A 25,502-nucleotide genomic window follows, 5' to 3' on the forward strand; every position below is an offset into this window, starting at 1 on the left:
GTTGTCATGTTTTTTGAACATCAGTTATAATGAAATCATTGGGAAATTATGAACGGGATTTTTTAAGGAGGATATTCGATTGGGTAAAGATAAAAATAATGGGATAAAAGTCATTTCTCTTGGAGGACAAGGGGAACTTGGTAAAAATATGTATGTCGTTGAGGTGAATGAGGACATCTATCTTCTTGATGCAGGGTTAATGCTACCAGAAGAGGAAATGCTGGGAATCGATGCGGTTATTCCTGATATATCATATTTGATGGATAATAAGGAACGGGTGCAGGGGATATTCATTACACATGGTCATGAGGACCATATGGGAGCGCTTGCTTATGTTTTGAAATACTTACCGGTACCTGTTTATGGAACAAAGCTTACACTTGCTTTAATCAAGACCAAATTAAAGGAAGATGGCTTTAACGGCAGAGCAACATTTACTGAAATCGATTCCGATTCTCTTTTAAGTTTCCCTCAAGCAGCCGTGTCTTTTTTCCGGACTAACCATAGCATCCCCGATTCTGTCGGAATCGTGATCCACACGCGTGAAGGTGCAATCGTATACACAGGAGATTTCAAATTCGACCAAGCGGCGACCGGTCTTTATAAACCGGAAATCGGTAAAATGGCTAGTATAGGTGAAGAAGGTGTCCTTTGCTTGCTTTCGGATAGTACGGGTGCTGAGAGGCCAGGTTATACGCCATCAGAAGCAGTTGTGGCCAGAGATATTACAGAGGCTTTCCATGCTGCCTCCGGAAGGATCATCGTTGCGTGCTTCGCTTCTAACATCAACCGGATTCAACATGTCTTCAATGCAGCGGCTGCAAGTCGCAGGAAAGTTGCAGTTGTAGGAAAAAGTCTGCAACGTGTTTATGAAACAGCCTTGAATCTTGGCTACTTGAAGGTCGAAGAAGAGCTGATCATCCCAATTAATGAAATTAGCCAGTATGACGATCGTGAAATCGTCGTGTTATCGACGGGTCATCAGGGGGAGCCCATTGCAGCACTTCAAAAAATGGCAAAACAGACTCATAAGCAGGTAACGATCAAAAAGGGAGACACAGTTTTGATCAGTGCATCACCACTACAGGGCGGCGAACTTATCTTATCAAAAACCGTCGATTTGCTGTACAGGGTAGGTGCGGAAGTGGTATCTGCTAATAAATATAAAGTGCACGTAACTGGGCACGGCAGCCAGGAAGAACTGAAAATGATGATCAATTTGATGAATCCAAAATTCTTTATCCCTGTACATGGGGAATACCGCCAATTATATGCCCATCAAAAAGTTGGGATTGCCGCGGGAATCAAACGGGAAAACATCATAATTGCCGAAAAGGGTGATGTCATCGAACTAAAGGGCAATAAAATGGGTCTATCCGGCAAAGTTACTGCAGGAAATATCTTGATAGATGGCAGTGGTGTTGGAGATGTGGGTAATATCGTTCTTCGTGATCGGCGCTTGTTATCCCAGGATGGCATATTGATTGTAGTTGTCACATTGAACCGTCAGGATAAAAGCATTGCAGCAGGACCTGAAATCATTACAAGGGGATTCGTTTATGTTCGCGAATCAGAAAAAATGATTGGGGAAGCAACTGAAATAGTAAGCGAAATCGTGAAAAAAAATGGCTCGCGCCAACCCTTCGATTGGTCCACGTTGAAGCAGGAAATGCGTGATGCATTAAACCAATTCTTCTATGAAAAAACGAAACGCCGTCCAATGATTTTACCAATCATCATGGAATATTAAGTAAAGGATCCCTGATTTGAGCAATCAGGGGTTCTTTTTTTCGATTCAAACCTCTTATAACTTGAAGAATGAAGTCCGAGACTCGAGACATAATAAAGCTATAGGCTTAGAAGAAAGGGGTTGGCATAGTGGATAATGCACCATTACCAAATGAAAATGAAGGCCGGCAGGAAGGTAAGAATTCAACTTTAGTCGAAAAGATCCAGCAGCTGGGGGCTACTAATGTCCCGCAACTATCTCAGGACTCAAAAATCCATTGCTTGACGATAATTGGACAAATTGAAGGACATATGCAGCTGCCGCCTCAAAATAAAACGACCAAATATGAACATGTTATTCCACAAATTGTGGCAATTGAACAAAATCCCAATATTGAGGGGCTGCTTGTCATTTTAAATACAGTGGGAGGAGATGTCGAAGCGGGACTAGCCATCGCAGAAATGCTAGCGTCACTGTCCAAGCCGTCCGTCTCGATTGTCCTTGGGGGCGGTCATTCAATCGGGGTACCGATTGCAGTTTCGTGTGACCATTCCTATATAGCAGAGACAGCAACGATGACGATTCATCCCATTCGTTTGACAGGTCTAGTCATTGGCGTGCCTCAAACCTTTGAATACTTGGATAAAATGCAGGAAAGAGTCATTAAGTTTGTTACGCGGCACTCCAATGTTACGGAAGAAAGTTTTAAGGATTTAATGTTTGCTAAAGGAAATTTAACCCGTGATATAGGCACGAATGTAATCGGGGCCGAGGCAGTTGAAATAGGTATGATTGATGATGTAGGAGGAGTGGGCCAGGCCATGAGAAAACTAAATAGCTTCATGGAAGAAAGAAGGCCAAAAATAGCCGGGGAAGAGAAGGGGCTTCTGCAATGACGCTTTATACAATCGTTCCTGATGATGTCATTTTCCCACATCACCATGAGAAGACGGCAAACTTAATAGAAATGATTTATAATGGTGTACATGTTATGGTTGAATATGACGGTGGACGCACTTTTCGCATTGATCGAATTGTGAGCACGGAGCCTGAAGATTATATGAATGTACACATTCAGCCGGGAGCTGTCATCAATGTGTTCGAACATATGAATACCTAGTAAAAACGACTAACTGAGGTAAATTATGATATACTATAATGATAATCAGCAGCCGCTTGGCTGCTTTATTCATTATACTGGCAAATTGTCAGCCTTAAGAAGAAATGGTACATATATCAAGGACAGGGACATATTTTTTTGGTATAATCGGAAAGCGAACGTTTGTTTCGTGAAGGGAAATCATGTTGTGATGTTGAATAGGAAAGTTAGAATAGTTTCATGAAGAATCAGGTGATATTATGGCAAAAAAGAAACGCAGAAAAAAGAAAAGCACAGAGAAGTTAAAACTAACGCTTAAATATGAATTGATCGGCCTTACTTTAATAGGGTTAGCCATCATTGCCATTGCCAAGCTAGGAGCAGTTGGAAATGGGACGGTCTTTTTAATCCGCTTCTTCATGGGGGAATGGTATATCCTCTTTTTGTTGGGAGCGATTGCAGCAGGGTTTTATTTGATGATAAGGAGGGAGGTCCCTTACCTGTTAAAACGGCAATTCATCGGGTTGTACTTCCTTGTCGCGAGCATGCTCTTACTAAGTCATGTGACGCTGTTTAACATGCTTGCAGATGGAGGCCCGTTTACGAAGCCCAGCGTCATTTCGAATACATGGGAACTATTTTGGATGGAAGTGACCGGCAAGGCCAGCACAAAGGACCTCGGGGGCGGTATGATTGGAGCGATATTATTTGCTTCCTCATACTTTTTATTCGACGAAGCTGGATCGAAAATCATTTCATTCCTTTTTATCATTGTAGGTGCTGTACTATTGACCGGGAAAACTTTAGGTGAAACCCTCGGGAAGTTTTTCATGGGTCTTGGCGGTTTTTTCACTAAGCAATGGTCTGAATTCAGGGATGATATGAAAACGTGGAATGAAGACAAAAAAGAAAAGAAAAAAAATCCCGTTAAAAAGAAGAAACGAGAAAAAGATTCGGAGGAAGAAACGGATCAGCCCCTTCATCAAGAAGAGGAAACACAGCAAGTGGCGACGGAACGGATCATTTCCAGCTTTGCTGATAAAGCCTATAGCGACGAAACCGAAGTAATTCCCGTTGCGACGGAACCTGCAGCTGAAAGTGCAGAAGAGCAGGATGATGCCGCTCCGGCTATGAATTTTACTGAAGTGGAAAATAAAGAATATCTTTTACCGCCGCTTTCATTATTATTACAGCCCAAAAAAACGGACCAAAGCGGAGAGTACCAATTGATCCATGAAAATGCGGCAAAGCTTGAACGCACATTTCATAGCTTTGGAGTAAAAGCGAGGGTCACTCAAGTGCATTTAGGACCAGCCGTAACCAAATATGAAGTGCATCCAGATGTAGGGGTGAAGGTAAGTAAGATTGTCAGCCTTTCCGATGACTTAGCCCTTGCACTGGCCGCAAAGGATATTAGGATCGAAGCGCCGATACCCGGTAAATCGGCTATAGGAATTGAAGTTCCTAACTCAGAAGTGGCGATGGTGTCATTAAGGGAAGTGTTGGAGGCCAAAGAAGTTGACAAGCCTGACGCAAAACTGCAAATAGGCCTAGGGCGGAATATTTCTGGTGAAGCGGTTAAGGCGGAGCTCAATAAAATGCCGCATTTACTAGTAGCTGGAGCTACAGGCAGCGGAAAATCCGTTTGTATCAACGGAATTATCACGAGTATCTTGATGAGGGCAAAACCGCATGAAGTGAAAATGATGATGATCGATCCAAAAATGGTCGAGCTTAATGTCTATAATGGAATTCCCCACTTACTCGCACCTGTAGTGACAAATCCAAAGAAAGCTGCACAGGCCTTGCAAAAAGTAGTCAGTGAAATGGAAAGGCGCTACGAGCTATTTTCTCATTCTGGTACGCGTAATATTGAAGGTTACAACGATTATATTAACAGATATAACATTGAAGAAGATGCCAAGCAACCGCTCCTGCCCTATATCGTAGTCATTGTCGATGAGCTGGCAGATTTGATGATGGTCGCCTCAAATGATGTTGAGGATGCCATAACACGACTTGCGCAAATGGCACGGGCTGCTGGCATCCATTTGATAATAGCCACTCAGCGGCCTTCCGTCGATGTTATTACAGGGGTCATTAAAGCGAACATCCCATCTCGGATTGCTTTTAGTGTTTCATCAATGACCGATTCGAGAACGATCCTGGACATGGGAGGAGCCGAAAAACTATTAGGACGGGGTGACATGCTCTTCCTCCCTGCAGGAGCTTCTAAACCCGTTCGCGTCCAAGGGGCCTTTTTATCCGACAATGAAGTCGAGGAAGTTGTCACATATGTCATTTCACAGCAAAAAGCCCAATATAACGAAGAGATGATACCGGATGAAATTGCAGAAACTTCAAATGGTGAAGTCGAAGATAGTTTATACGGGGATGCCGTGTCCTTGATCATAGAAATGCAGACCGCATCCGTTTCCATGCTGCAGCGCCGTTTCCGGATTGGCTACACGCGGGCAGCAAGATTGATTGATGAAATGGAAGCGAGGGGAATTGTCGGTCCATATGAAGGCAGTAAGCCACGAAATGTATTAGTCACTAAAGATGAACAGGATGAAGCGCATTTATCATAGAAAAAAAACCGGGCGGCTGCCCGGTTTTTTAATTATTCATCGCCTCTTCTAAATGTTTAAGACAGAAGTCGGTAATCATCGCTTCTTCATCTTCCTCTAAATCGAATTCGAGTGCGCCTTCGTTCCCTTTTTCAAAAATATCATATTTAATCAGCTTGCCTATTTGTTCTTCCACTACAAAAAGCACCCGGATATATAAACCATTTTCCGAAAAGAGCTCATCCTCTTCCGGCACTTCAATATCCAAGAACAACTCGTAACGCTCCCCGGATAAAATTCCGAATGGATCATTCAATTTTTCAATCGTGTATTCTGTAATCTTTAACATCATGTGTACATCCCTTCAAAGAAGATAAATCTTATTATACAGGAAAATGGTGCCTTGAAAAGAAAGCTGGCTGGATTCATCTTGCATTTTCAAAAAAAAATTTATCTGATTTAGGAGAATAATCGTACTAATTCCGCGGCTATTCCTAGATTGAAAGACACAGAGGAGGGTAATTTCTCCTAAATTCTTTTAAAGTAAATAGTAAAACACTATTTATTTATATCTAAAAAAATGTTATATTATTTTCGATTAGTAGGAATGATTCAACATCAGAGGTCTGATGTCTTAAGAAATTAGCTGGGGGAAACTGTATGTCAATAAAATCAGATAGTCGACATTTATATTTGCAGGTCATTGATTACCTGAAGCAGGATATTGAAGCAGGAGTCTATCAGGAAAATGAAAAATTCCCTTCAGAATTCGATCTTGCAAAAAAATTGGGAGTGAGTAGGGCGACACTTCGAGAAGCGCTGCGAATTTTAGAAGAAGAAAACGTTATCATTCGCCGCCATGGAGTTGGGACCTTTGTCAATCCAAAACCTCGCTTCACTTCAGGTATCGAGCAATTAAAAAGTGTCACGAACATGATTGAAGAGGCAGGAATGAAGCCGGGTACGATTTTCTTAAGCTCTACGGCCCAAGAACCTACAGAAGAGGATGTACACAGGTTTTCTTGTTCACCAGATGAACGCATCGTCATCATCGAACGTGTAAGGACAGCGAATGGCGAACCAGTTGTCTACTGTGTTGACAAAATTCCTGAATCAATACTATCAGAAAATTTTGACCGTAATGATGAGTCTCTTTTTGATATTTTGGAAAGAGATGCGAATCGAAAAATTACGCATGCCGTAGCAGAGATCGAGCCTATTGGATATCATGAGAAAGTTTCTCCTATCCTTAAATGTTCGCCAGAAGCCGCACTACTCGTTCTAAAGCAGATGCATCTGGATGATTGGGACCAGCCTATCCTGTATTCTGTTAACTACTTTAAAGCCAATATGTTCAGTTTTCATGTCCTTCGTAAACGTGTATAGCCCTTAACTCGGCATACGGGTGCAAGCGTTTGTTTCGATTCCGTAAAAATTGATCAAACGTATGCAAAAAAAAATAACGAGATGTGAAAACGCCAACATGAATGACTTTTCAGAACATTTCTGCTCAAAAAACTATGTATATTAGGGGGATAAAATTTGAAAAAGCGCAAATTAGGCCTAGCTCTTTCACTTGTTCTTGCAACAGGTACGCTATTGGGAGCATGTGGTAATTCAGAGAAGGATGATAAAGAATCTTCAAATGGGAAAGACAAGAAAGATAACTTCACGGTTGCCATGGTAACTGATACTGGCGGCGTGGATGACGAGTCGTTCAACCAATCCGCTTGGAAAGGAATTCAGGAATTCGGTAAGGACAATGGTTTGGAAAAAGGTAAAGATGGCTATAACTACCTGCAATCCAAATCTGATGCCGACTACGCTAAAAACTTGAATACGCTTGTACGTGAAGATTACAAACTTATTTATGGTATCGGTTTTCTTTTAGCTGAAGCTGTCGGTGAAGTGGCTGACCAGCGTCCAGATTCAAACTTTGCTATCGTTGATACAGTTGTTGATAAAAAGAATGTTGCCAGCATTAATTTTAAAGAGCAGCAAGGATCATTCCTTGTAGGTGTAATTGCCGGATTGCAAACGAAAACAAATAAGGTCGGTTTTATCGGCGGAGTTGAATCTGAATTAATCAAGAAATTCGAAGTTGGCTTTAAGGCTGGTGTTTTATCCGTAAATCCGGATGCGAAAGTGGAAGTTAAATATGCCGGAGATTTCAATAAAGCTGACATCGGTAAATCAACTGCAGGATCCATGTATTCTTCAGGCATCGATATCATTTATCATGCTGCTGGCGGAACTGGAAAAGGTGTATTTACTGAAGCTGTCGAGCAAAAGCAAAAAAATCCTAAAAGGGAAATCTATGTTATCGGTGTAGATAGTGACCAAGCTAAATTAGGAGCTGTTCCTGGAACAGACGACAACGTTACTTTAACTTCTATGATAAAACGTGTTGATATTGCAGTTAAAGACCTTTCTGCCAAAGCAAAAGAAGGAAACTTCCCAGGTGGAAAAGTAATTGAGTACGGTATTGAAGAAAATGGTGTAGGCATTTCTGATACAAAAGATAACGTAACTGAAGAATCTTTAAAAGCGGTCGATGAATGGACAAAAAAAATTAAATCAGGTGAATTCGTAGTTCCAGGTACGGATAAAGAATTCGAAAAACTTGGTTTATAAGCTGTAATAAATGGAAGAATAGGGAGGCAAAAATGCCCTCTATTCTTTCTTTTCCCCAATTGCTCCTGGAAACTGTAAAATATCGAATGAAAAATTATGATAGGATCGTAGTTTTTCATTTGGTTTTTTAAAAAAATCAATATGGTAGGATCATCCATTTAATAAATAAGATACTTACACTCATTTTAGGAGTTGATAATACGTGGAATATGTAATTGAGATGCTCAATATCCGTAAGGAATTCCCAGGCATCGTCGCAAATGATAACGTTACCCTTCAGGTTGAAAAAGGGGAGATTCACGCATTATTAGGTGAGAATGGCGCGGGTAAATCCACTTTGATGAATGTTTTATTCGGCTTATACCAGCCTGAGCAGGGAGAAATTCGTGTGAAAGGTAAGCCAGTCAAGATTACCAGTCCAAACATTGCCAATGATTTGGGGATTGGAATGGTCCATCAGCATTTTATGCTCGTTGACCCTTTTACAGTAACGGAAAATATAATTTTAGGAAAAGAACCATCAAAAGCGGGGAAGATTGATTTAAAGGAAGCGAGTGAGGAAGTTAGGAAACTATCAGAACAATATCAGCTTCGTGTTGACCCCAATGCAAAAATTGCCGACATTTCGATAGGGATGCAGCAACGGGTCGAAATTCTTAAGACGCTTTACCGTGGTGCGGAGATATTGATTTTTGATGAACCGACCGCTGTACTGACTCCTCAAGAAATCAAGGAATTGATTAATATCATGAAAGCCCTTATCAAAGAGGGGAAATCTATCATATTAATTACACACAAACTTAAGGAAATCATGGAAGTTTGTGACCGGGTAACGGTTATACGCAAAGGACAAGGAATTGGCACGGTGAATGTCAACGAAACGAATCCTAACGAATTGGCCAGTTTAATGGTCGGTAGGGAAGTTCTTTTTAAAACGGAAAAAACGGCAGCTTCCCCTTCTGATGTTGTTCTCGATGTTAGCGGACTAGAAGTAAAGGATTCCCGGGGGGTTTCAGCCGTTCGGAACTTGGATTTAACTGTCCATGCAGGAGAAATTGTCGGAATTGCCGGAGTTGATGGAAATGGTCAATCCGAATTAATTGAAGCATTGGCTGGCCTAAGGAAGACAACGGCAGGTTCCATAAAACTAAATGGAAAAGAAATCAGGAATCTGAAGCCGCGTAAAATCACTGAAGCAGGCGTCGGCCATATTCCAGAAGACAGGCATAAGCATGGTTTGGTTCTTGATTACAGCATAGGGGAAAATATTGTCTTGCAAACCTACTATCAAAAGCCTTTCTCAAAAGCTGGTATCTTGAATTCAAAGAAAATATTTGAAAAAGCCCGTTCATTGATTAAAAGTTACGATGTTCGTACTCCGAGTGAATATACCCCAGCAAGGGCCCTTTCTGGGGGGAACCAGCAAAAAGCAATAATCGGTCGTGAAGTTGATAGAAACCCGGATTTATTGATTGCTGCACAGCCTACACGCGGGCTTGATGTAGGAGCGATTGAATTTATCCATAAACGGCTAATCGAACAGCGGGATGCAGGAAAAGCCGTACTCCTCATATCATTTGAATTGGAAGAAATCATGAATCTGAGCGATAAAATTGCCGTTATATATGAAGGGGAAATCGTCGCAATTGTCGATCCGAAAGAAACGACTGAACAGGAGCTTGGCCTTCTTATGGCAGGCAGTAAACGGACGGAAGCAGGTGGGAAACAAAATGTCTAAGTATTTATCTAAATTAACTAGTCCGTTAATAGCAGTTATTCTCGGCTTAGTCGTTGGGGCCATAATCATGTTAGTAAGCGGCTATGACCCAGTTGCCGGCTATGGCTCCATGATAAATGGAATTATTGGGGATTCTTATTACGTAGGGGAATCCGTCAGGACAATCATTCCTTACATCCTCGCTGGTTTGGCAGTAGCTTTTGCTTTTCGTACGGGCCTATTCAATATCGGTGTCGAAGGGCAATTAATTGTTGGCTGGCTGGCGGCAGTTTGGGTCGGAATCGCTTTTGATCTTCCTAGGATCATCCATTTACCGTTGGCGATCATGGCTGGGGCAGCTGCTGGCGCCTTGTGGGCATTTATTCCCGGTTATTTAAAAGCGAAGTTCCGTGTACATGAAGTAATCGTTTCAATCATGTTGAATTATACAGCTTTATATGTAACGAATTATTTAATTCGGAATGTAATGACTGACAAGCTGGATAAAACAGAAAGAATTGCAGATACAGCATCACTAAGGTCTCCTTTTTTTGAAAGCATAACCGATTTTTCACGAATGCATTGGGGAATAGTGGTAGCGATTATTTGCGTCATCATCATGTGGTTCATTCTTGAAAGGACAAAAACGGGCTTTGAACTGAAAGCGGTAGGTTTCAATCAGCATGCATCCGAATATGCAGGGATGAGTGTAAATAAGAACATCATACTTTCAATGGTTATTTCCGGTGCATTTGCAGGGCTTGCTGGTGCGATGGAAGGTCTTGGAACTTTTGGTTATGCAGCTGTCAAAGGTGGATTCACAGGTATGGGCTTTGACGGGATTGCAGTGGCCTTACTAGGAGCGAATACAGCTATAGGAGTTGTTCTAGCTGCCTTATTATTTGGCGGACTAAAAGCAGGGGCCTTAAATATGCCGCTAGAAACCGGCATACCAAGTGAAATTGTAGATATTGTCATTGCATTGATTATTTTCTTCGTCGCATCCAGTTATTTTATTCGTTGGATTTCCGCTCGATTTAAGAAAGGGGTGAAATAAGTGGACTTTTACCAAGTATTACAAATTATTATTCCATCTATGATTGCTTTAGCTGCTCCACTTATTTTTACTTCACTCGGAGGAGTGTTTTCTGAACGAGCAGGTGTCATAAACATCGGTTTAGAAGGATTAATGGTCATTGGTGCATTTACAGGGATTGTTTTCAACTTAATGCTTGCTGATGTTTTTGGAGAATGGACCCCATGGCTTGCTGTCTTAGCCGCAATGATTGCTGGCTTGCTATTTTCCATTCTACACGCTGTGGCATGCATTACGTTCAGGGCGGACCAAACGGTTAGTGGGGTCGCCATCAACTTGCTGGCAGTAGGTCTTACCATGTTTTTGGTGAAACTGATTTTTGACAAAGGTCAAACTGATAGAATCACAGAAACATTCCCTAGGATTGATGTTCCGATATTAAGTGATATTCCATTTATAGGACCTATCTTTTTCTCAAATGGTTATTATATCGTATATATAGCGATTCTAATATCTTTTGTCGTTTGGTATGTTCTATATAAAACACCATTTGGTTTAAGGATCCGTGCAGTGGGGGAGCATCCCATGGCTGCTGACACGATGGGTGTCAATGTTACGAAAATCAGATACGCCGCCGTGTTATTATCCGGTGCTTTTGGTGGTATAGGGGGAGCGATTTATGCTACCATCTTTTCGAATGAATTCAACCATGCGACAATCAATGGTCAAGGATTCATGGCCATTGCCGCTATGATCTTCGGTAAGTGGCACCCAATCGGGGCGATGGGTGCAGCGTTATTCTTTGGATTGGCTCAAAGTTTAAGTATCGTTGGATCGAGCCTTCCTTTCTTTAAGGATATTCCATCGGTTTATCTCTTGATCGCTCCTTATGTTCTGACGATCATTGCACTAACAGGTTTCATTGGACGTGCAGATGCTCCGAAAGCATCCGGACAGCCATACATCAAAGGGAAAAGATAAGCTATTTAACCGGTCAGCAAACTGTGCTGGCCGGTTTTTCCTTTTGTATAAGCAGAAGATCGGGCTGATAAAACAAAAAAAGTAGCTGTAACTTGCATGATTTTTCCTTTCACATGTATATTTTAAGTAGATGTTTAAAAGGGTTCCGATCTACAAACAATAAGCTAATAAAGGTGATTTATATAATGAGGAGGATTATTCATGTCAATTGCTTCCGATACAATTACGGAAAAAAGCGGCTACAAGCTTCACGTGGTCCGTACGGATAAATATAAAACGAATACTCTCGTGCTGAAGATGAAAGCCCCGCTTACAAAAGAGGACGTTACATATCGTGCATTGCTGCCATATGTGTTACAAAGCAATACAAGTAAATATCCTACAACACCCGAGCTTCGTTCTTATCTTGATGATTTATACGGGGCAGGGTTTTATGTCGATGTCGTTAAAAAAGGTGAATATCAAATCATAAGTTTTACAATCGATATCGTCAATGAAAAATTCCTTAGTGATTCAACGCCGCTTCTCGAAAAGGCTTTTGGATTATTATCAGAGGTGATCTTTAATCCGAAGAAGAATGGCGAAGCCTTTGACCCTAAAACGGTTTCCAATGAAATCCGTTCTTTAAAACAGCGGATTCAATCCATTTCCGATGATAAAATGCGTTATTCAGCAACAAGGCTTGTAGAGGAAATGTGCAAAAACGAACCATATGCTTTAGAAGCGAGCGGTAATCTGCAAGACTTGGAAACGATAACCCCTGAGTCACTTTTCGCTTATTATAAAAAAATGCTGACTGAGGATGAAATCGATTTATATGTGATCGGTGATATCGATGAATCAGAAGTGGGGGCTCTAGCTGACAAGTATGTGTCACTAAAAGAACGAGTGCCGGTGAGTTTGACAAGGATTACGGGTAACGAAGTGGAAAAGGAAAAAGAAATCATTGAGAATTCGGATGTGAAACAAGGGAAATTGAATATCGGTTATCGAACCCAGGTCGCATACGGTGATCCGGATTATTATGCTCTTCAGCTATTCAATGGGATTTTTGGCGGCTTTTCACATTCGAAGCTTTTCATTAATGTCAGGGAGAAAGCAAGTCTTGCTTATTATGCAGCTTCAAGGCTCGAAAGTCATAAAGGTCTCTTAATGGTCATGGCGGGCATTGAAAATGCCAACTACAAGCAGGCATTGGAAATCATTCATTCACAAATGAAGGAAATGAAGCAAGGGAACTTTTCCGAAGAAGAACTGGCACAGACGAAGGCTGTCGTTAAGAACCAGCTCCTTGAAACCATTGACGTTTCGAGAGGACTTGTGGAAATTTTATATCATAATGTGGTTTCCGGGCAGGATATATCACTCGACGAGTGGTTTGCCAAAACAGAGCGGACGACAAAGGAAGAAATCATTGCAGTGGGTCAAAAGATTCAGCTTGATACGATTTATTTCCTAACAGAAGCGGAGGTGCAAGGGTAATGGAAAAAATAGCATTCACTCAATTGAAAGAAGAACTTTTCCACGAAAAAATGGATAATGGCCTCGAAGTGTATATTCTCCCGAAAAGTGGCTTCAATAAATCATTTGCGACTTTCACGACGAATTATGGTTCAATCGACAACCATTTCAAGCCATTGAATCAAACGGAATTCTCAAAAGTACCCGATGGGATTGCCCATTTTCTTGAACATAAGCTTTTTGAAAAGGAAGATGGGGATGTTTTTCAGCAATTCTCAAAACAGGGAGCTTCTGCAAATGCTTTTACTTCTTTCACCCGTACAGCTTATTTATTTTCAAGCACGTCCGATTTCGATACGAATCTAACGACCTTAATCGACTTTGTCCAGGAGCCTTACTTTTCAGAAAAGACGGTAGAGAAGGAAAAAGGAATCATTGGGCAGGAAATCAATATGTATGATGATAATTCAGACTGGAGGCTGTATTTCGGGACGATAGCCAACATGTATCATCATCATCCAGTGAAAATTGATATTGCTGGTACTGTAGAATCCATTGCTGATATTACGAAAGATATGCTTTATGAATGTTATAATACGTTTTATCATCCAAGCAACATGCTCCTATTCGTTGTAGGACCGGTAGATGTCGAAAGTACCATGAAGCTGATTCGGGATAATCAAAATAATAAAGACTACAACCAACAGCCTGAGGTGGAACGTAAATTTGATCAAGAGCCGGAAACCGTTGCCAAGGATAAAGAAATCTTAAAAATGAATGTCCATACACCAAAAGTAATGCTGGGCATCAAGGCCATCAATGTCCATCAATCCGGTTTACAGCTTTTGAAAAGGGAATTGGCAACCAATATTTATTTGGAAATGCTGTTTGGCAAAAGTTCACCATTGCATGAGGAGCTATACGAGAAAGGGTTGATCGATCAAAGCTTCTCTTATGATTATACTCAGGAGCAAGGTTTTGGGTTTGCGTTAATTGGCGGGGACAGTGCAAAACCTGATGAGTTGACGGAGTCTTTATTTAGTATCCTGCAAAAATCAAAAGCCGGAACCGGCTTGAATGAAGAAAGCCTGCAAAGGACGATCAAGAAAAAAATCGGTTCTTTCCTTCGTTCTCTGAATTCGCCGGAATATATAGCGAATCAATTCACCAGGTATGCATTCAATGATATGAACTTGTTCGATGTGGTACCGGTATTGGAAAAACTAACGATTGAAGATATCAGGGAGATTGCCAAGGATTTGATATCCGATGAACGGATGACTGTCTGTCAGGTACATCCTAAATAATATTAAAGGGGGCGGGAATGTGGGGAAACGTTTTGCCCTTATTACTGGAGCCAGCGGAGGAATCGGCAAGGAAATCGCTATAAAGCTCGCCGAGGAGAATTATTCACTTTATCTACATTATAACAGCAATGAAGAAGCGATCTTTGAACTAATTGAAGAACTGAAGCCTCATCAAGTCGAACTTATTCCTGTTCAAGCGGATCTGGCTACACCGGACGGCTACAAGAAATTGGCGGAAAATATTTTCGCCCTTCATGCAATCGTCCTTAATAGTGGCAATAGCTATTATGGGCTCATATCGGACATGGATGAGAAAATCGTAAATGAAATGGTTCAGCTGCATGTAACGAGCCCTTTCCAATTAACAAAGGAACTGCTTCCGAAGCTGATGTATCAAGAACAGGCTGCTATTGTTGCAGTCACATCGATTTGGGGGCAGACGGGTGCATCCTGTGAAGTATTATATTCCATGGTCAAAGGCAGTCAAAATGCTTTTATCAAGGCGCTCAGCAAAGAAGTATCCCTTAATGGAATCCGGGTGAATGCCGTTGCCCCAGGTGCGATTTCCACTTCCATGCTCGAATCTTTCAGTGCTGAAGATTTGGAAATCATCAAAGGTGATATCCCAATGGGCAGGATGGGGAATTCAAAAGAAGTCGCCGAGGCCGTATACTATTTGCTTTCTGACAAGTCATCTTATATCACCGGACAAATACTAGGCGTAAATGGTGGATGGTACACATGATTTTTTTTTAGACATGTATAATTTCTTTGGTTCCTTCACAAAATATCTATGTACTATTTTGAAAGGAAAGGGTGACCATACATGTCTGTACTAGACAATTGGGATCAATGGAAAAATTTCTTAGGCGACAGATTAAATCAAGGTGAACAACAAGGTTTGTCAGATGGTGCTGTTAACGACTTGGCTTTCGAAATCGGTGATTACCTTGCGAAGCAAGTTGAGCCCCAGAATGAACAAGAGAAAGTACTTGCTGATCTTTGGTCAGTCGCAAGCGATCAAGAAAAACATGCCATGGCAAGCGTTATGGTCAAGTTAGTCGAGAACAATGGAACAAGGTAAAAAATATCAATCCAAAGGCCCTGTTATTATTTAACAGGGCCTTTGGATTGATATTGATCACAATTTATCCCCCTATATAAAAATGAATACTTTTTATAGGGTTTTTTCCTTTTAACTTATCACGAAATGCTATATTATAGAAGCTAGACAATAATAATTAATGGGTGCAGACCTTGAAATTTACGATGGATAAGTTTTGCCCGTAAAAGCTTTTAGGCTTAAGGAGTGTTATCGTGGAGAATAAAGAATGGTATTTTGAATATGAAATTCAAGTCAACCGTCCAGGTTTATTAGGGGATATTTCATCCCTGCTGGGTATGCTGTCCATCAATATCATCACTATTAACGGAGTCGATGAAGGCAGGCGTGGTTTACTTTTGATGGCGAAAGATAGCCGTAACATTGAAAGATTCGAATCAATCCTCCATACGATGGATACGATAAAGGTCATTAAGCTTAGGGAACCTAAATTGCGTGACCGTCTCGCTGTCAGGCATGGAAGGTATATTCAGCGCGATGCTGATGAGAAAAACACCTTTAGGTTTGTACGTGATGAACTAGGCTTACTTGTCGATTTCTTGGCCGAGCTATTTAAACAGGAAGGTCATAAATTAATCGGGATACGGGGTATGCCACGTGTCGGAAAAACTGAATCTATCGTAGCCTCGAGTGTATGTGCTAATAAGAGATGGTTGTTTGTGTCATCGACCCTTTTAAAGCAGACTATTCGCAGTCAGCTTATTGATGATGAATATAATAATGATAATTTGTTCATTTTAGATGGAATTGTTTCCACACGCCGTGCAAATGAGCGTCATTGGCAGTTGATTCGCGAAATCATGAGGCTTGATGCGGTTAAAGTCATCGAACACCCGGATGTTTTTGTCCAAAATACGGAGTATACTCTCGAAGACTTTGATTATATTATTGAATTGCGAAACAATCCAGATGAAGAAATAACATATGAAGTTGTCGACCAAAAAGACCAGTTTTCAGGGTCCGATTTTGGCTCCTTTGACTTTTAAAATGGCAGGTGTTTTATTTGACTGAGTTAGGTAATCGATTAAAGGAAGCTAGGGAAGCCAAAGGGCTTAGCCTAGAACATTTACAGGAATTAACGAAGATTCAAAAGCGTTACCTCATTGGCATTGAAGAGGGTAATTACAGTATGATGCCTGGAAAGTTCTATGTACGGGCATTCATAAAGCAATATTGTGAAGCGGTCGGGCTGGATTCAGAAGAGATTTTCGAACAATATAAGAGTGAAGTGCCTTCAGTCTATAGCGAGGAATTGCCAGAACAGCTTTCAAGGGTCCAATCCCGGAAAACGATGCCGGCAGGGAATTCCAAGGTTGTAGAAATGTTACCTAAGATCCTGGCTGCCGTTTTAGTCATTGGTGCGGCCGTATTGATATGGGTCCTGGTATCGAACTATATGAGTAAGCCAGATATTGATGATAAAAAGGGCGCTAAACAGAACGAAGCTGTGGGCTACAATAAAAGTGATGGGTTTACCGAAAAAGGAGAGAATGACGACAAGAAACAGAATGAAGAAAAATCAGATTCATCTGATTCGAAGAATAAAGATGAAGCAGATGTTAAAGATGAAAAGAAAGAGCAAAAGCTTGCAGTCATCAGTTCCAGCGGTAAAAATAGTACGTATGAATTGAAAAATACGGATACATTTAAATTAAAGGTGACTTCCAAAGGTTCACCATGGGTAGGCATAAAAAATGGTGAAGGTAAATTACTTTTCCAGGGCACCATCGACAATAATGAAAGCCAGGAAATTGATTTCACCAATGAAAAAGAAGCTGTCATCACTATTGGCAGAGCGTATGAAACTGAAATTTTTGTGAATGATGAGAAGCTGGAGTATTCCATTTCACCGACTGAAGTGAATACGCAATTGGTAACGATACAATTTACGAAAGCCGAATAGTCATCTTATAGATGACTATTTTTTCTCTATACAATATTAAGACGGGATTTGCTCACCTGGCATAAGATTGGTTTTTAGATTAAATTATACATATATGCATTATTTTAGATCTATAACGCATTGCCATAAAGGCAGGCGTAAATTTTGGAGGTAAAAGTTTTGAATCTGCCTAATAAGATTACAGTAGCAAGAATCTGTTTAATACCAGTATTTTTAATCATCATGCTCGTTCCTTTTTCTTGGGGGACGCTGACTTGGGGAGAATACAGTTTGCCAGTGGCGCATTTAGCTGGTGCCATCCTCTTTATCATCGCTTCTACTACTGATTGGATCGATGGCCATTTTGCCAGAAAATATAATATGATTACTGATTTAGGGAAATTTTTAGATCCATTGGCTGATAAGCTTCTGGTTTCGGCTGCCCTAATTGTATTGGTTGATCTGGATTTAATGTACGGCCAATCTTGGATTGCTATCGTGATCATTAGTCGTGAATTTGCTGTGACCGGTTTGCGTTTGGTACTAGCGGGTACAGGGGAAGTGGTTGCAGCGAACCAGCTTGGAAAAATTAAAACATGGGCACAAATTGTTTCTATTTCAGCATTATTGCTGCATAACCTTCCATTTGCCCTCATTTCACTTCCATTTGCTAATATCGCATTATGGATTGCATTAATCTTTACAATATGGTCAGGTTTGGATTATTTTATAAAAAACAAAGAAGTATTTGTTGATTCCAAGTAAAACGAATGGTGGTTTTGAAAAGATGGATGCAGAAATCATTGCAGTGGGCTCTGAGCTTCTTTTAGGACAAATCAATAACACTAATGGAAGATTCTTATCGCAGCAGTTTGCGGAAATGGGAATCAATGTTTTTTACCATACTGTAGTCGGGGATAACGACCGTCGTTTACAACAAGCTATAGAAATCGCTGAATCAAGGGCGAACTTGATTGTCTTTACAGGTGGACTCGGACCTACCAAAGATGATTTAACGAAGGAAACGATTGCTCGCCATATAGGGAAAAAGCTTGTTTTTAATGATGACGCTTTGCAATCCATTGAAGCTTACTTCCAAAAACGGGACCGGCCGATGACGGAAAACAACAAGAAGCAGGCCCTTGTTTTGGAGGGCAGTGAAGTGTTGGCCAACGATCATGGCATGGCACCGGGAATGGTCTTGTCCAAATCCGGGATTACATATATGCTTCTACCTGGTCCGCCAAGTGAAATGGAGCCGATGTTTTTAAGTTATGGTTATGAATCGATCATGAATAAATTGGATAAGCACGAACGGATCGATTCCAAGGTTCTTCGGTTCTACGGGATAGGTGAAGCCGAACTGGAAACGGTTATTGAAGATCTTCTTGTCAATCAAACGAATCCGACAATTGCTCCGCTGGCAGCCGAAGGGGAAGTGACGTTAAGAATTACCGCTAAAGACTCATCCAAAGAAAAATGCGAAGAGCTTATTTTAGAAGCGGAAAAAGAAATCCTTAGCCGGGTAGGTAAGTTCTATTATGGAAGTGATAATACCTCGCTAATAAAGGAACTTGTAAAAGAATTAACGGTCCGCAAGCTTTCAATTGCGGCAGCCGAAAGCTTGACAGGTGGGATGTTCCAAGAACAGCTGACAACCATCCCGGGGGCCGGTAAAGTTTTCAAAGGCGGCATTGTCAGTTATACGAATGATGCGAAGTCGAATGTACTTGGCGTCAGTGATGATACCATCTCTGAGCACGGGGTGGTCAGCGGTGAGTGTGCAATGGTAATGGCTTCTAATGTCCGGAAAAAGCTCGATGCAGACGTAGGCATAAGCTTTACGGGTGTCGCAGGACCGGATGAACAGGAAGGCAAGCCTGTTGGTACAGTATTCATTGGCATTTCTTATCGGGATGGCAAGACTCATTTCAAAGAGTTGAATCTTTCCGGAAGCAGGGCGCAGAACCGTATTCGCAGTGTGAAGTACGGCTGTCATTACTTATTAAGAGATTTATAAACGCTAAAAGCAGGGCTTTTTACGGCTCTGCTTTTTTATTTGGTTGAAGAAGTTTGTTTCTTGAAAAAACGGGGAAAAAGAAAAAAGTTAATTCAATGAAAAAAAATTTTAAAGCGAGTAAGTGAAAGGAAATGGGGATTTCCTCAAGATAAAATGCTATTTTATAAAGAATATCCCGAAAGAAAAAAACGAATGAATGTTCGACTTTTTGCTTGGCAAAATAGTAAAAAGAGTATATAGTAAAGATAGGTTTTGAGATAGGATACAAACCTTGATCTCAAATAATTGCTAACGTAAGAACACCTTTAATCGGACAGCCGATTATTTGAATATAGAGGAGGAAATTGAGTGAGTGATCGTCAAGCGGCTTTAGATATGGCGTTAAAACAAATTGAAAAACAATTTGGTAAAGGTTCTATTATGAAACTTGGGGAACAGTCTGATCGAAGGATTTCAACGATTTCAAGCGGTTCTTTAGCATTGGACGTAGCATTGGGAGTAGGCGGATATCCAAGAGGCCGGGTTATTGAGATATATGGACCTGAAAGCTCCGGTAAAACGACTGTTGCATTACATGCTATTGCAGAAGTACAAAAGACTGGTGGCACGGCTGCATTCATTGATGCCGAGCATGCTCTAGATCCAGCATATTCAGAAAAACTTGGTGTGAATATTGATGAGTTACTGCTTTCACAGCCTGATACGGGTGAACAAGCCTTAGAGATCGCCGAAGCGTTAGTTCGAAGTGGAGCGGTAGATATCATAGTCATTGATTCGGTTGCGGCACTTGTTCCTAAAGCTGAAATCGAGGGTGAAATGGGAGATTCCCATATGGGTCTTCAAGCCCGGATGATGTCTCAGGCACTTAGAAAACTGTCTGGTGCCATTAATAAATCAAACACCATTGCCATTTTCATTAACCAAGTCCGTGAAAAAATTGGTGTTATGTTTGGGAACCCAGAAACGACTCCGGGAGGCCGGGCATTGAAGTTCTATTCAACTGTTCGTCTGGAAGTGCGCCGTGCGGAACAATTAAAACAAGGTAATGAAATTGTCGGTAATAAAACTAAAATCAAAGTTGTAAAAAACAAGGTTGCCCCTCCATTCCGTCAAGCAGAAGTTGACATCATGTATGGTCAAGGGATTTCTCAGGAAGGTGAAATCATCGATATGGGTGCAGATCTTGATATCGTCCTTAAAAGCGGCTCATGGTACTCATACAATGAAGAGCGTGTCGGACAAGGCCGCGAAAATGCGAAGCTATTCTTGAAAGAAAATCAGGATATCGCTCTGGAAATTTCTCAGAAAATCAGAGATCACTATAATCTTGATGGAGAGCATGAATTGCCACCAGAAGAAAATGAAACAGAAGAACATTTTGAATTACTTGATTAATGGTAGGAAAAGGTCTAAGCTTGTTCGCTTAGGCCTTTTCTATATATTGTGAGAAAAATGCGAAATTTTCAGCGGGTTAAATGGCTGTGAAAACAGATTTACAGACATTTTCCATAATGAATGCTGTGCTTAATGATGGTTCATATAAAGAAAACTTGAATAATCATTGATACATAAGGGACAAACGCTTGACAATAAAAATTCTCAACTATACAATTAATATGTATATTTTACAATTTTTCAAACTAAAATTTTGAAAATTAAGTGCTGTATATTGAATTTATGTGCAATGTACTTGCCGACAGTTCAACATTTTATGTAAAAAGTTCATAGCAAGGGGAGGTGAAACGATGGAACCCATGACAATCATCTTCACTTTGCTTGGCCTAATCGTCGGTGCAGTTGTTGGTTATTTTATTCACAAATCAAAATTTGAGAGTAAAATAGCAGGGGCAAAGGGCTCTGCAGAACACATCCTTGAGGATGCAAAACGTGAAGCGGAAGCTCTTAAGAAAGAAGCCTTATTGGAAGCAAAAGATGAAATTCATAAAGTTCGTTCTGATTCCGATCGGGAATCCCGTGAAAGAAGGAACGAATTACAAAAACAAGAAAATCGGTTATTGCAAAGAGAAGAGAATCTGGACCGAAAGGATGAAACGTTAGACAAACGTGAAAGCCTATTGGAGAAAAAAGAAGATTCTCTAAACCAAAGACAACAGCATATTGAAGAGATGGAAAGCAAAGTGGACGAGACGGTTCGTAAGCAGCAAACAGAGCTTGAACGTGTTTCCGGTTTAACTCGAGAAGAAGCTAAAGCAATCATTATAGACCGAATGGAAAACGAACTGGCTCACGATGTAGCGCTTATGATTAAAGAAAGTGATACCCGTGCCAAAGAAGAAGCTGATAAAAAAGCAAAAGAAGTTCTTTCTCTTGCCATTCAGCGTTGTGCGGCTGATCATGTTGCAGAAACCACCGTTTCTGTAGTGAATCTTCCAAACGATGAAATGAAAGGACGGATAATCGGACGTGAAGGACGAAATATCCGGACGTTAGAAACGCTAACAGGTATTGACCTTATTATTGATGATACTCCTGAAGCTGTCATTTTATCTGGATTTGATCCAATTAGACGGGAAACGGCACGCTTGGCTCTTGAAAAACTTGTTCAGGACGGACGGATCCATCCGGCTCGAATTGAAGAAATGGTTGACAAAGCAAGACGTGAGGTGGATGAACATATTCGTGAAATTGGTGAACAAACAACTTTTGAAGTTGGAGTTCACGGTCTCCATCCAGATCTTATCAAAATACTAGGACGTTTGAAGTTCCGTACCAGTTATGGGCAAAACGTACTTAAGCATTCAATTGAAGTGGCCCAGCTTTCAGGTTTACTGGCCGCAGAGCTTGGTGAGGATGAAGTTCTTGCCCGCCGTGCAGGTTTATTGCATGATATTGGGAAAGCGATTGACCATGAAGTGGAAGGCAGTCACGTTGAAATTGGCGTTGAATTAGCAACCAAATATAAAGAGCATCCAACTGTCATTAACAGCATCGCTTCCCATCATGGTGATACTGAACCAACTTCCATCATTTCAGTGCTTGTAGCTGCCGCTGATGCATTATCAGCTGCAAGACCGGGTGCTAGAAGTGAAACGCTTGAAAATTACATTAGAAGACTTGAAAAACTTGAGGAGATTTCCGAATCCTATGATGGAGTGGAAAAATCATTTGCGATTCAAGCCGGACGAGAAGTACGGATTCTAGTGAAACCAGAGCAAATTGATGACCTTTCGGCCCATCGTCTCGCTCGTGATATCCGGAAAAGGATTGAAGAAGAGCTCGATTACCCAGGTCATATAAAAGTCACGGTCATCCGTGAAACAAGAGCAGTCGAATACGCCAAATAAATTGATAATGAAAGACGAAGTGGTGCAAACCACTTCGTTTTTTCTTTTTCTAATATTAATCGTGATTCCTATAATGACCCCATATTATGTTACAATACATACTTGAATAATCCATAATTATAAATGTGAATCTAGAAAGGGTTTTACAATGAAATTGCTATTTATTGGAGATGTCGTAGGGTCTCCTGGTCGTGATATGATCCAAGAATACCTTCCTAAGTTAAAAGAAAAGTATCGACCGCATATCACGGTCATCAATGGGGAAAATGCTGCAAGTGGCCGGGGAATTACAGAAAAGATTTACCGTAGTTTTTTAGAGTGGGGAGCGCAGGCAGTGACCATGGGAAACCATACATGGGATAATCGCGACATTTTCAATTTTATTGATGAAGCGAAATATCTCGTTCGGCCAGCGAACTTTCCGGACGGAGCACCTGGCGATGGAATGAAATTTTTAAAATTGAATCAACAGGAAATAGCGGTCATCAATTTGCAGGCTAGAACGTTCATGCCGGACTTGGATTGTCCGTTCAAAAAGGCGGAAGAACTAGTGGCGGAGGCTCAAAAAAGGACACCAATCATTTTTGTTGATTTTCACGGAGAGGCTACAAGTGAAAAGCAAGCTATGGGGTGGTTCCTGGATGGGAAGGTTACAGCCGTTGTTGGTACACACACACACGTCCAGACAGCCGATAACCGTATTTTACCTGCTGGCACCGCTTACATATCAGATGTAGGCATGACAGGACCGTATGATGGCATCCTTGGTATGGAAAGAGAGGCAGTAATCCACCGGTTCCTAACTAGCCTTCCTGTTCGTTTCGAAGTGCCTAAAGAGGGGCGGACGCTATTAAGTGGGGTTCACCTTGAAATTGATGATAAAACTGGCAAAGCTAAAAAAATTGAAAGAATATTGATTAACGAAGATCATCCCTTTGATAATTGATTTGAATGGATGGACAGTCAAATGACTTTCCATCCATTTTTTTCGTTCTTTAATAAATGGTGGACAATCCAGGTTTTCTTTGTCATACAAGTTTTACTTGATGAATATAGTAGCAGTGGAAAGTGTTATAACTATTGAGCCAAAGATTATAATCGGCAGGGAAAACAAGGAGGACTAGGAATGGAAATATTAAAGGTTTCAGCAAAATCTAATCCTAATTCTGTAGCAGGCGCACTAGCGGGAGTGCTCAGAGAAAGAGGAGCAGCCGAAATTCAGGCAATCGGTGCAGGTGCGTTAAATCAAGCCGTCAAGGCAGTAGCAATCGCAAGAGGGTTTGTCGCACCTAGTGGAGTTGACTTGATTTGTATTCCTGCCTTTACAGATATACTTATTGATGGCGAAGAACGAACGGCTATAAAGCTAATCATTGAACCAAGATAATTTCATGGGTGGGTGTCCTGTTTGTCAGATGGCGAGCAGGCTCTTTTTTGTCCTGAAATCCAAATGACGAAAAATCGAAATCACTTTATAATGGAATGTATGATATTTAAATAGATAAGGATAGGAAGGGGGATTACATTGGCGATTTTTGATGCACATTGTGATGTGTTGATGAAGATGTTCAAAGATCCGGATATTTCTTTTTTAGATAGTGATAAATTACATATAACAAAGCGGGGGTTATTGGATGAAGGAGGAAAAGTCCAATGCTTTGCGATTTATATTCCAGAGAATGTCCACCCGGATATGAGATTTCAAGCGGCTTTGGCGATGGTGGATATTTTTCATGAAAAGATTTTATCAGAGCCGGAAATGAAATTTATAAAGACCAAAGCAGACATCGATTTTCTAAAAGAAAAGGAAATCGGTGCGATGCTAACCTTAGAGGGTTGCGATTGCATTGGAAATGATTTGTTGAAGCTGAAAACACTAATTCATCTTGGAGTGTCCTCTGTAGGTCTAACTTGGAATTACGCTAACTTGGTAGCAGATGGGGCATTAGAATCAAGAGGGGGCGGATTGACAGGGTTTGGAACGGAGGTGGTCGCGCTTTTGAATGAGAAATCAATTTGGTGTGATTTATCCCATCTATCTGAAGCTGGATTTTGGGATACCCTAAAGAAGGCAAAATTCCCAATTGCTTCCCATTCGAATGCCTATCACCTTTGTCCGAATCCGCGAAATTTAAAAGACGGCCAGATAAAAGCACTTTTGCAAAAAAATGGAGTGATAGGGGTAACCTTTGTCCCTCAATTCCTATCTAATGGTGAATCGGCTTCGATAAAGGATATCTTGAAACATATAGAACATATATGCAGTTTGGGCGGGGAAAGACAAATTGGATTAGGGTCTGACTTCGATGGAATCGATCATATGGTAGAAAATTTAATGTCATATAAGGATTATCATAATTTTATCAATGAACTTAACAGGCTTTATTCAAGTGAGTTCGTAAAAGGTCTCCTTTTTGGTAATTTCACTCGTAATTTTCCGCTTAAACAGGAATTATCTTAAGTGATTTTCAATTCTTACTATATAGATATGAATAAATATTCTGAAAATATAAAAAACAAAAGCAAAAAGGTTGCAATTTAATGATTTAACCGATAGAATTGAAAGCGTTTAGTACACCTTTCCTAATTAGAACGATTAATATACATAGTCGAATGTTCTGAAGGGAGGTGCGGTTAA

Annotated in this window: 23 protein-coding genes; 22 read left to right on the forward strand and 1 reads right to left on the reverse strand. The window is 40.8% G+C overall.

All coding sequences use genetic code 11. The annotated features are described in order from the left end of the window. Positions 1–79 precede the first annotated feature (79 nt). From ACQKKK_RS14990 to ACQKKK_RS15005, 4 genes are all read left to right on the forward strand, one after another. Positions 80–1,750, forward strand: coding sequence for a ribonuclease J (locus ACQKKK_RS14990; RefSeq protein ID WP_427616924.1), 1,671 nt, complete (start codon positions 80–82; stop codon positions 1,748–1,750). 128 nt (positions 1,751–1,878) lie between these two features. After that, positions 1,879–2,625 (forward strand): ClpP family protease, encoded by a 747-nt coding sequence (locus ACQKKK_RS14995; protein ID WP_427616926.1) that lies wholly within the window; start codon positions 1,879–1,881, stop codon positions 2,623–2,625. Continuing rightward, entirely contained in the window at positions 2,622–2,849 is a 228-nt protein-coding gene (locus ACQKKK_RS15000) for a YlzJ-like family protein (RefSeq protein ID WP_427616928.1), read from the forward strand. The genes ACQKKK_RS14995 and ACQKKK_RS15000 overlap by 4 nt, the downstream gene beginning before the upstream one ends. Positions 2,850–3,088: 239 nt before the next feature. Then, the gene (locus ACQKKK_RS15005; protein ID WP_427616930.1) at positions 3,089–5,419 is read left to right on the forward strand and encodes a DNA translocase FtsK; all 2,331 of its coding nucleotides are present in this window, start codon (positions 3,089–3,091) and stop codon (positions 5,417–5,419) included. A gap of 28 nt (positions 5,420–5,447) precedes the next feature. Here the strand turns inward: ACQKKK_RS15005 and ACQKKK_RS15010 are convergent, their stop codons facing one another. Continuing rightward, complete coding sequence (locus ACQKKK_RS15010) at positions 5,448–5,750, reverse strand: DUF6509 family protein (protein ID WP_427616932.1); 303 nt, start codon at positions 5,748–5,750, stop codon at positions 5,448–5,450. Between the two features lie 308 nt (positions 5,751–6,058). Here ACQKKK_RS15010 and ACQKKK_RS15015 point away from each other — a divergent pair, with 308 nt between their 5' ends. The 18 genes from ACQKKK_RS15015 (at position 6,059) to ACQKKK_RS15100 (ending at position 25,325) form a co-directional block, all read left to right on the forward strand. Beyond that, entirely contained in the window at positions 6,059–6,784 is a 726-nt protein-coding gene (locus ACQKKK_RS15015) for a GntR family transcriptional regulator (protein WP_427616933.1), read from the forward strand. 156 nt (positions 6,785–6,940) lie between these two features. Continuing rightward, entirely contained in the window at positions 6,941–8,032 is a 1,092-nt protein-coding gene (locus ACQKKK_RS15020) for a BMP family lipoprotein (RefSeq protein ID WP_427616935.1), read from the forward strand. 202 nt (positions 8,033–8,234) lie between these two features. Continuing rightward, complete coding sequence (locus tag ACQKKK_RS15025) at positions 8,235–9,770, forward strand: ABC transporter ATP-binding protein (RefSeq protein WP_427616937.1); 1,536 nt, start codon at positions 8,235–8,237, stop codon at positions 9,768–9,770. Next, entirely contained in the window at positions 9,763–10,806 is a 1,044-nt protein-coding gene (locus ACQKKK_RS15030) for an ABC transporter permease (RefSeq protein WP_427616938.1), read from the forward strand. The genes ACQKKK_RS15025 and ACQKKK_RS15030 overlap by 8 nt, the downstream gene beginning before the upstream one ends. Continuing rightward, positions 10,807–11,766, forward strand: a complete 960-nt coding sequence (locus ACQKKK_RS15035; RefSeq protein WP_427616940.1) for an ABC transporter permease — start codon at positions 10,807–10,809, stop codon at positions 11,764–11,766. 201 nt (positions 11,767–11,967) lie between these two features. Continuing rightward, positions 11,968–13,248 carry an EF-P 5-aminopentanol modification-associated protein YfmF gene (gene yfmF / locus ACQKKK_RS15040; RefSeq protein ID WP_427616941.1) on the forward strand — a complete coding sequence of 427 codons (1,281 nt, stop codon included), beginning with the start codon at positions 11,968–11,970 and terminating at the stop codon, positions 13,246–13,248. Beyond that, a complete protein-coding gene (gene yfmH, locus ACQKKK_RS15045; RefSeq protein ID WP_427616943.1) occupies positions 13,248–14,534 on the forward strand; it encodes an EF-P 5-aminopentanol modification-associated protein YfmH in 1,287 nt (428 codons plus the stop codon). The genes yfmF and yfmH overlap by 1 nt, the downstream gene beginning before the upstream one ends. A 19-nt stretch (positions 14,535–14,553) precedes the next feature. Continuing rightward, positions 14,554–15,279 (forward strand): elongation factor P 5-aminopentanone reductase, encoded by a 726-nt coding sequence (gene ymfI / locus ACQKKK_RS15050; protein WP_427616945.1) that lies wholly within the window; start codon positions 14,554–14,556, stop codon positions 15,277–15,279. Between the two features lie 81 nt (positions 15,280–15,360). Beyond that, positions 15,361–15,618, forward strand: a complete 258-nt coding sequence (locus ACQKKK_RS15055; protein WP_427616947.1) for a DUF3243 domain-containing protein — start codon at positions 15,361–15,363, stop codon at positions 15,616–15,618. Between the two features lie 233 nt (positions 15,619–15,851). Next, a complete protein-coding gene (locus tag ACQKKK_RS15060) occupies positions 15,852–16,643 on the forward strand; it encodes a DUF3388 domain-containing protein (protein ID WP_427616949.1) in 792 nt (263 codons plus the stop codon). Positions 16,644–16,651: 8 nt separating this feature from the next. Next, positions 16,652–17,560: a RodZ domain-containing protein gene (locus tag ACQKKK_RS15065; protein ID WP_427616950.1), complete on the forward strand. Its 909-nt coding sequence runs from the start codon at positions 16,652–16,654 to the stop codon at positions 17,558–17,560. A gap of 159 nt (positions 17,561–17,719) precedes the next feature. After that, a complete protein-coding gene (gene pgsA, locus ACQKKK_RS15070; protein WP_427616952.1) occupies positions 17,720–18,304 on the forward strand; it encodes a CDP-diacylglycerol--glycerol-3-phosphate 3-phosphatidyltransferase in 585 nt (194 codons plus the stop codon). 22 nt (positions 18,305–18,326) lie between these two features. Beyond that, on the forward strand, positions 18,327–19,559 hold the full coding sequence (locus tag ACQKKK_RS15075) for a competence/damage-inducible protein A (RefSeq protein WP_427617064.1): 1,233 nt from the start codon (positions 18,327–18,329) through the stop codon (positions 19,557–19,559). A gap of 348 nt (positions 19,560–19,907) precedes the next feature. Next, positions 19,908–20,954 (forward strand): recombinase RecA, encoded by a 1,047-nt coding sequence (gene recA, locus ACQKKK_RS15080; RefSeq protein ID WP_061462474.1) that lies wholly within the window; start codon positions 19,908–19,910, stop codon positions 20,952–20,954. A 350-nt stretch (positions 20,955–21,304) separates the two neighbouring features. Then, entirely contained in the window at positions 21,305–22,864 is a 1,560-nt protein-coding gene (gene rny / locus ACQKKK_RS15085) for a ribonuclease Y (protein ID WP_289317097.1), read from the forward strand. Positions 22,865–23,012: 148 nt separating this feature from the next. Continuing rightward, the gene (locus ACQKKK_RS15090) at positions 23,013–23,810 is read left to right on the forward strand and encodes a TIGR00282 family metallophosphoesterase (protein ID WP_427616955.1); all 798 of its coding nucleotides are present in this window, start codon (positions 23,013–23,015) and stop codon (positions 23,808–23,810) included. A gap of 180 nt (positions 23,811–23,990) precedes the next feature. Further along, the gene (gene spoVS, locus ACQKKK_RS15095; protein ID WP_029281188.1) at positions 23,991–24,251 is read left to right on the forward strand and encodes a stage V sporulation protein SpoVS; all 261 of its coding nucleotides are present in this window, start codon (positions 23,991–23,993) and stop codon (positions 24,249–24,251) included. 138 nt (positions 24,252–24,389) lie between these two features. Further along, a complete protein-coding gene (locus tag ACQKKK_RS15100; RefSeq protein ID WP_427616957.1) occupies positions 24,390–25,325 on the forward strand; it encodes a dipeptidase in 936 nt (311 codons plus the stop codon). Positions 25,326–25,502 lie beyond the last annotated feature (177 nt).

The sequence above is a fragment of the Peribacillus sp. NPDC006672 genome, assembly GCF_050274955.1.
In the GTDB taxonomy this organism is placed as follows: Bacteria; Bacillota; Bacilli; order Bacillales; family DSM-1321; genus Peribacillus.

What these genes read in the sequence shown, in the direction of transcription:
- ACQKKK_RS15000 (WP_427616928.1), top strand. Translation starts at nt 2,622, where the DNA reads ATGACGCTTTATACAATCGTTCCTGATGATGTCATTTTCCCACATCAC.
- ACQKKK_RS15075 (WP_427617064.1), top strand. Translation starts at nt 18,327, where the DNA reads ATGGATGCAGAAATCATTGCAGTGGGCTCTGAGCTTCTTTTAGGACAA.
- ACQKKK_RS15055 (WP_427616947.1), top strand. Translation starts at nt 15,361, where the DNA reads ATGTCTGTACTAGACAATTGGGATCAATGGAAAAATTTCTTAGGCGAC.
- spoVS (WP_029281188.1), top strand. Translation starts at nt 23,991, where the DNA reads ATGGAAATATTAAAGGTTTCAGCAAAATCTAATCCTAATTCTGTAGCA.
- ACQKKK_RS15090 (WP_427616955.1), top strand. Translation starts at nt 23,013, where the DNA reads ATGAAATTGCTATTTATTGGAGATGTCGTAGGGTCTCCTGGTCGTGAT.
- yfmH (WP_427616943.1), top strand. Translation starts at nt 13,248, where the DNA reads ATGGAAAAAATAGCATTCACTCAATTGAAAGAAGAACTTTTCCACGAA.
- ACQKKK_RS15030 (WP_427616938.1), top strand. Translation starts at nt 9,763, where the DNA reads ATGTCTAAGTATTTATCTAAATTAACTAGTCCGTTAATAGCAGTTATT.
- ACQKKK_RS15010 (WP_427616932.1), bottom strand. Translation starts at nt 5,750, where the DNA reads ATGATGTTAAAGATTACAGAATACACGATTGAAAAATTGAATGATCCA.
- ACQKKK_RS15015 (WP_427616933.1), top strand. Translation starts at nt 6,059, where the DNA reads ATGTCAATAAAATCAGATAGTCGACATTTATATTTGCAGGTCATTGAT.
- ACQKKK_RS15005 (WP_427616930.1), top strand. Translation starts at nt 3,089, where the DNA reads ATGGCAAAAAAGAAACGCAGAAAAAAGAAAAGCACAGAGAAGTTAAAA.
- yfmF (WP_427616941.1), top strand. Translation starts at nt 11,968, where the DNA reads ATGTCAATTGCTTCCGATACAATTACGGAAAAAAGCGGCTACAAGCTT.
- rny (WP_289317097.1), top strand. Translation starts at nt 21,305, where the DNA reads ATGGAACCCATGACAATCATCTTCACTTTGCTTGGCCTAATCGTCGGT.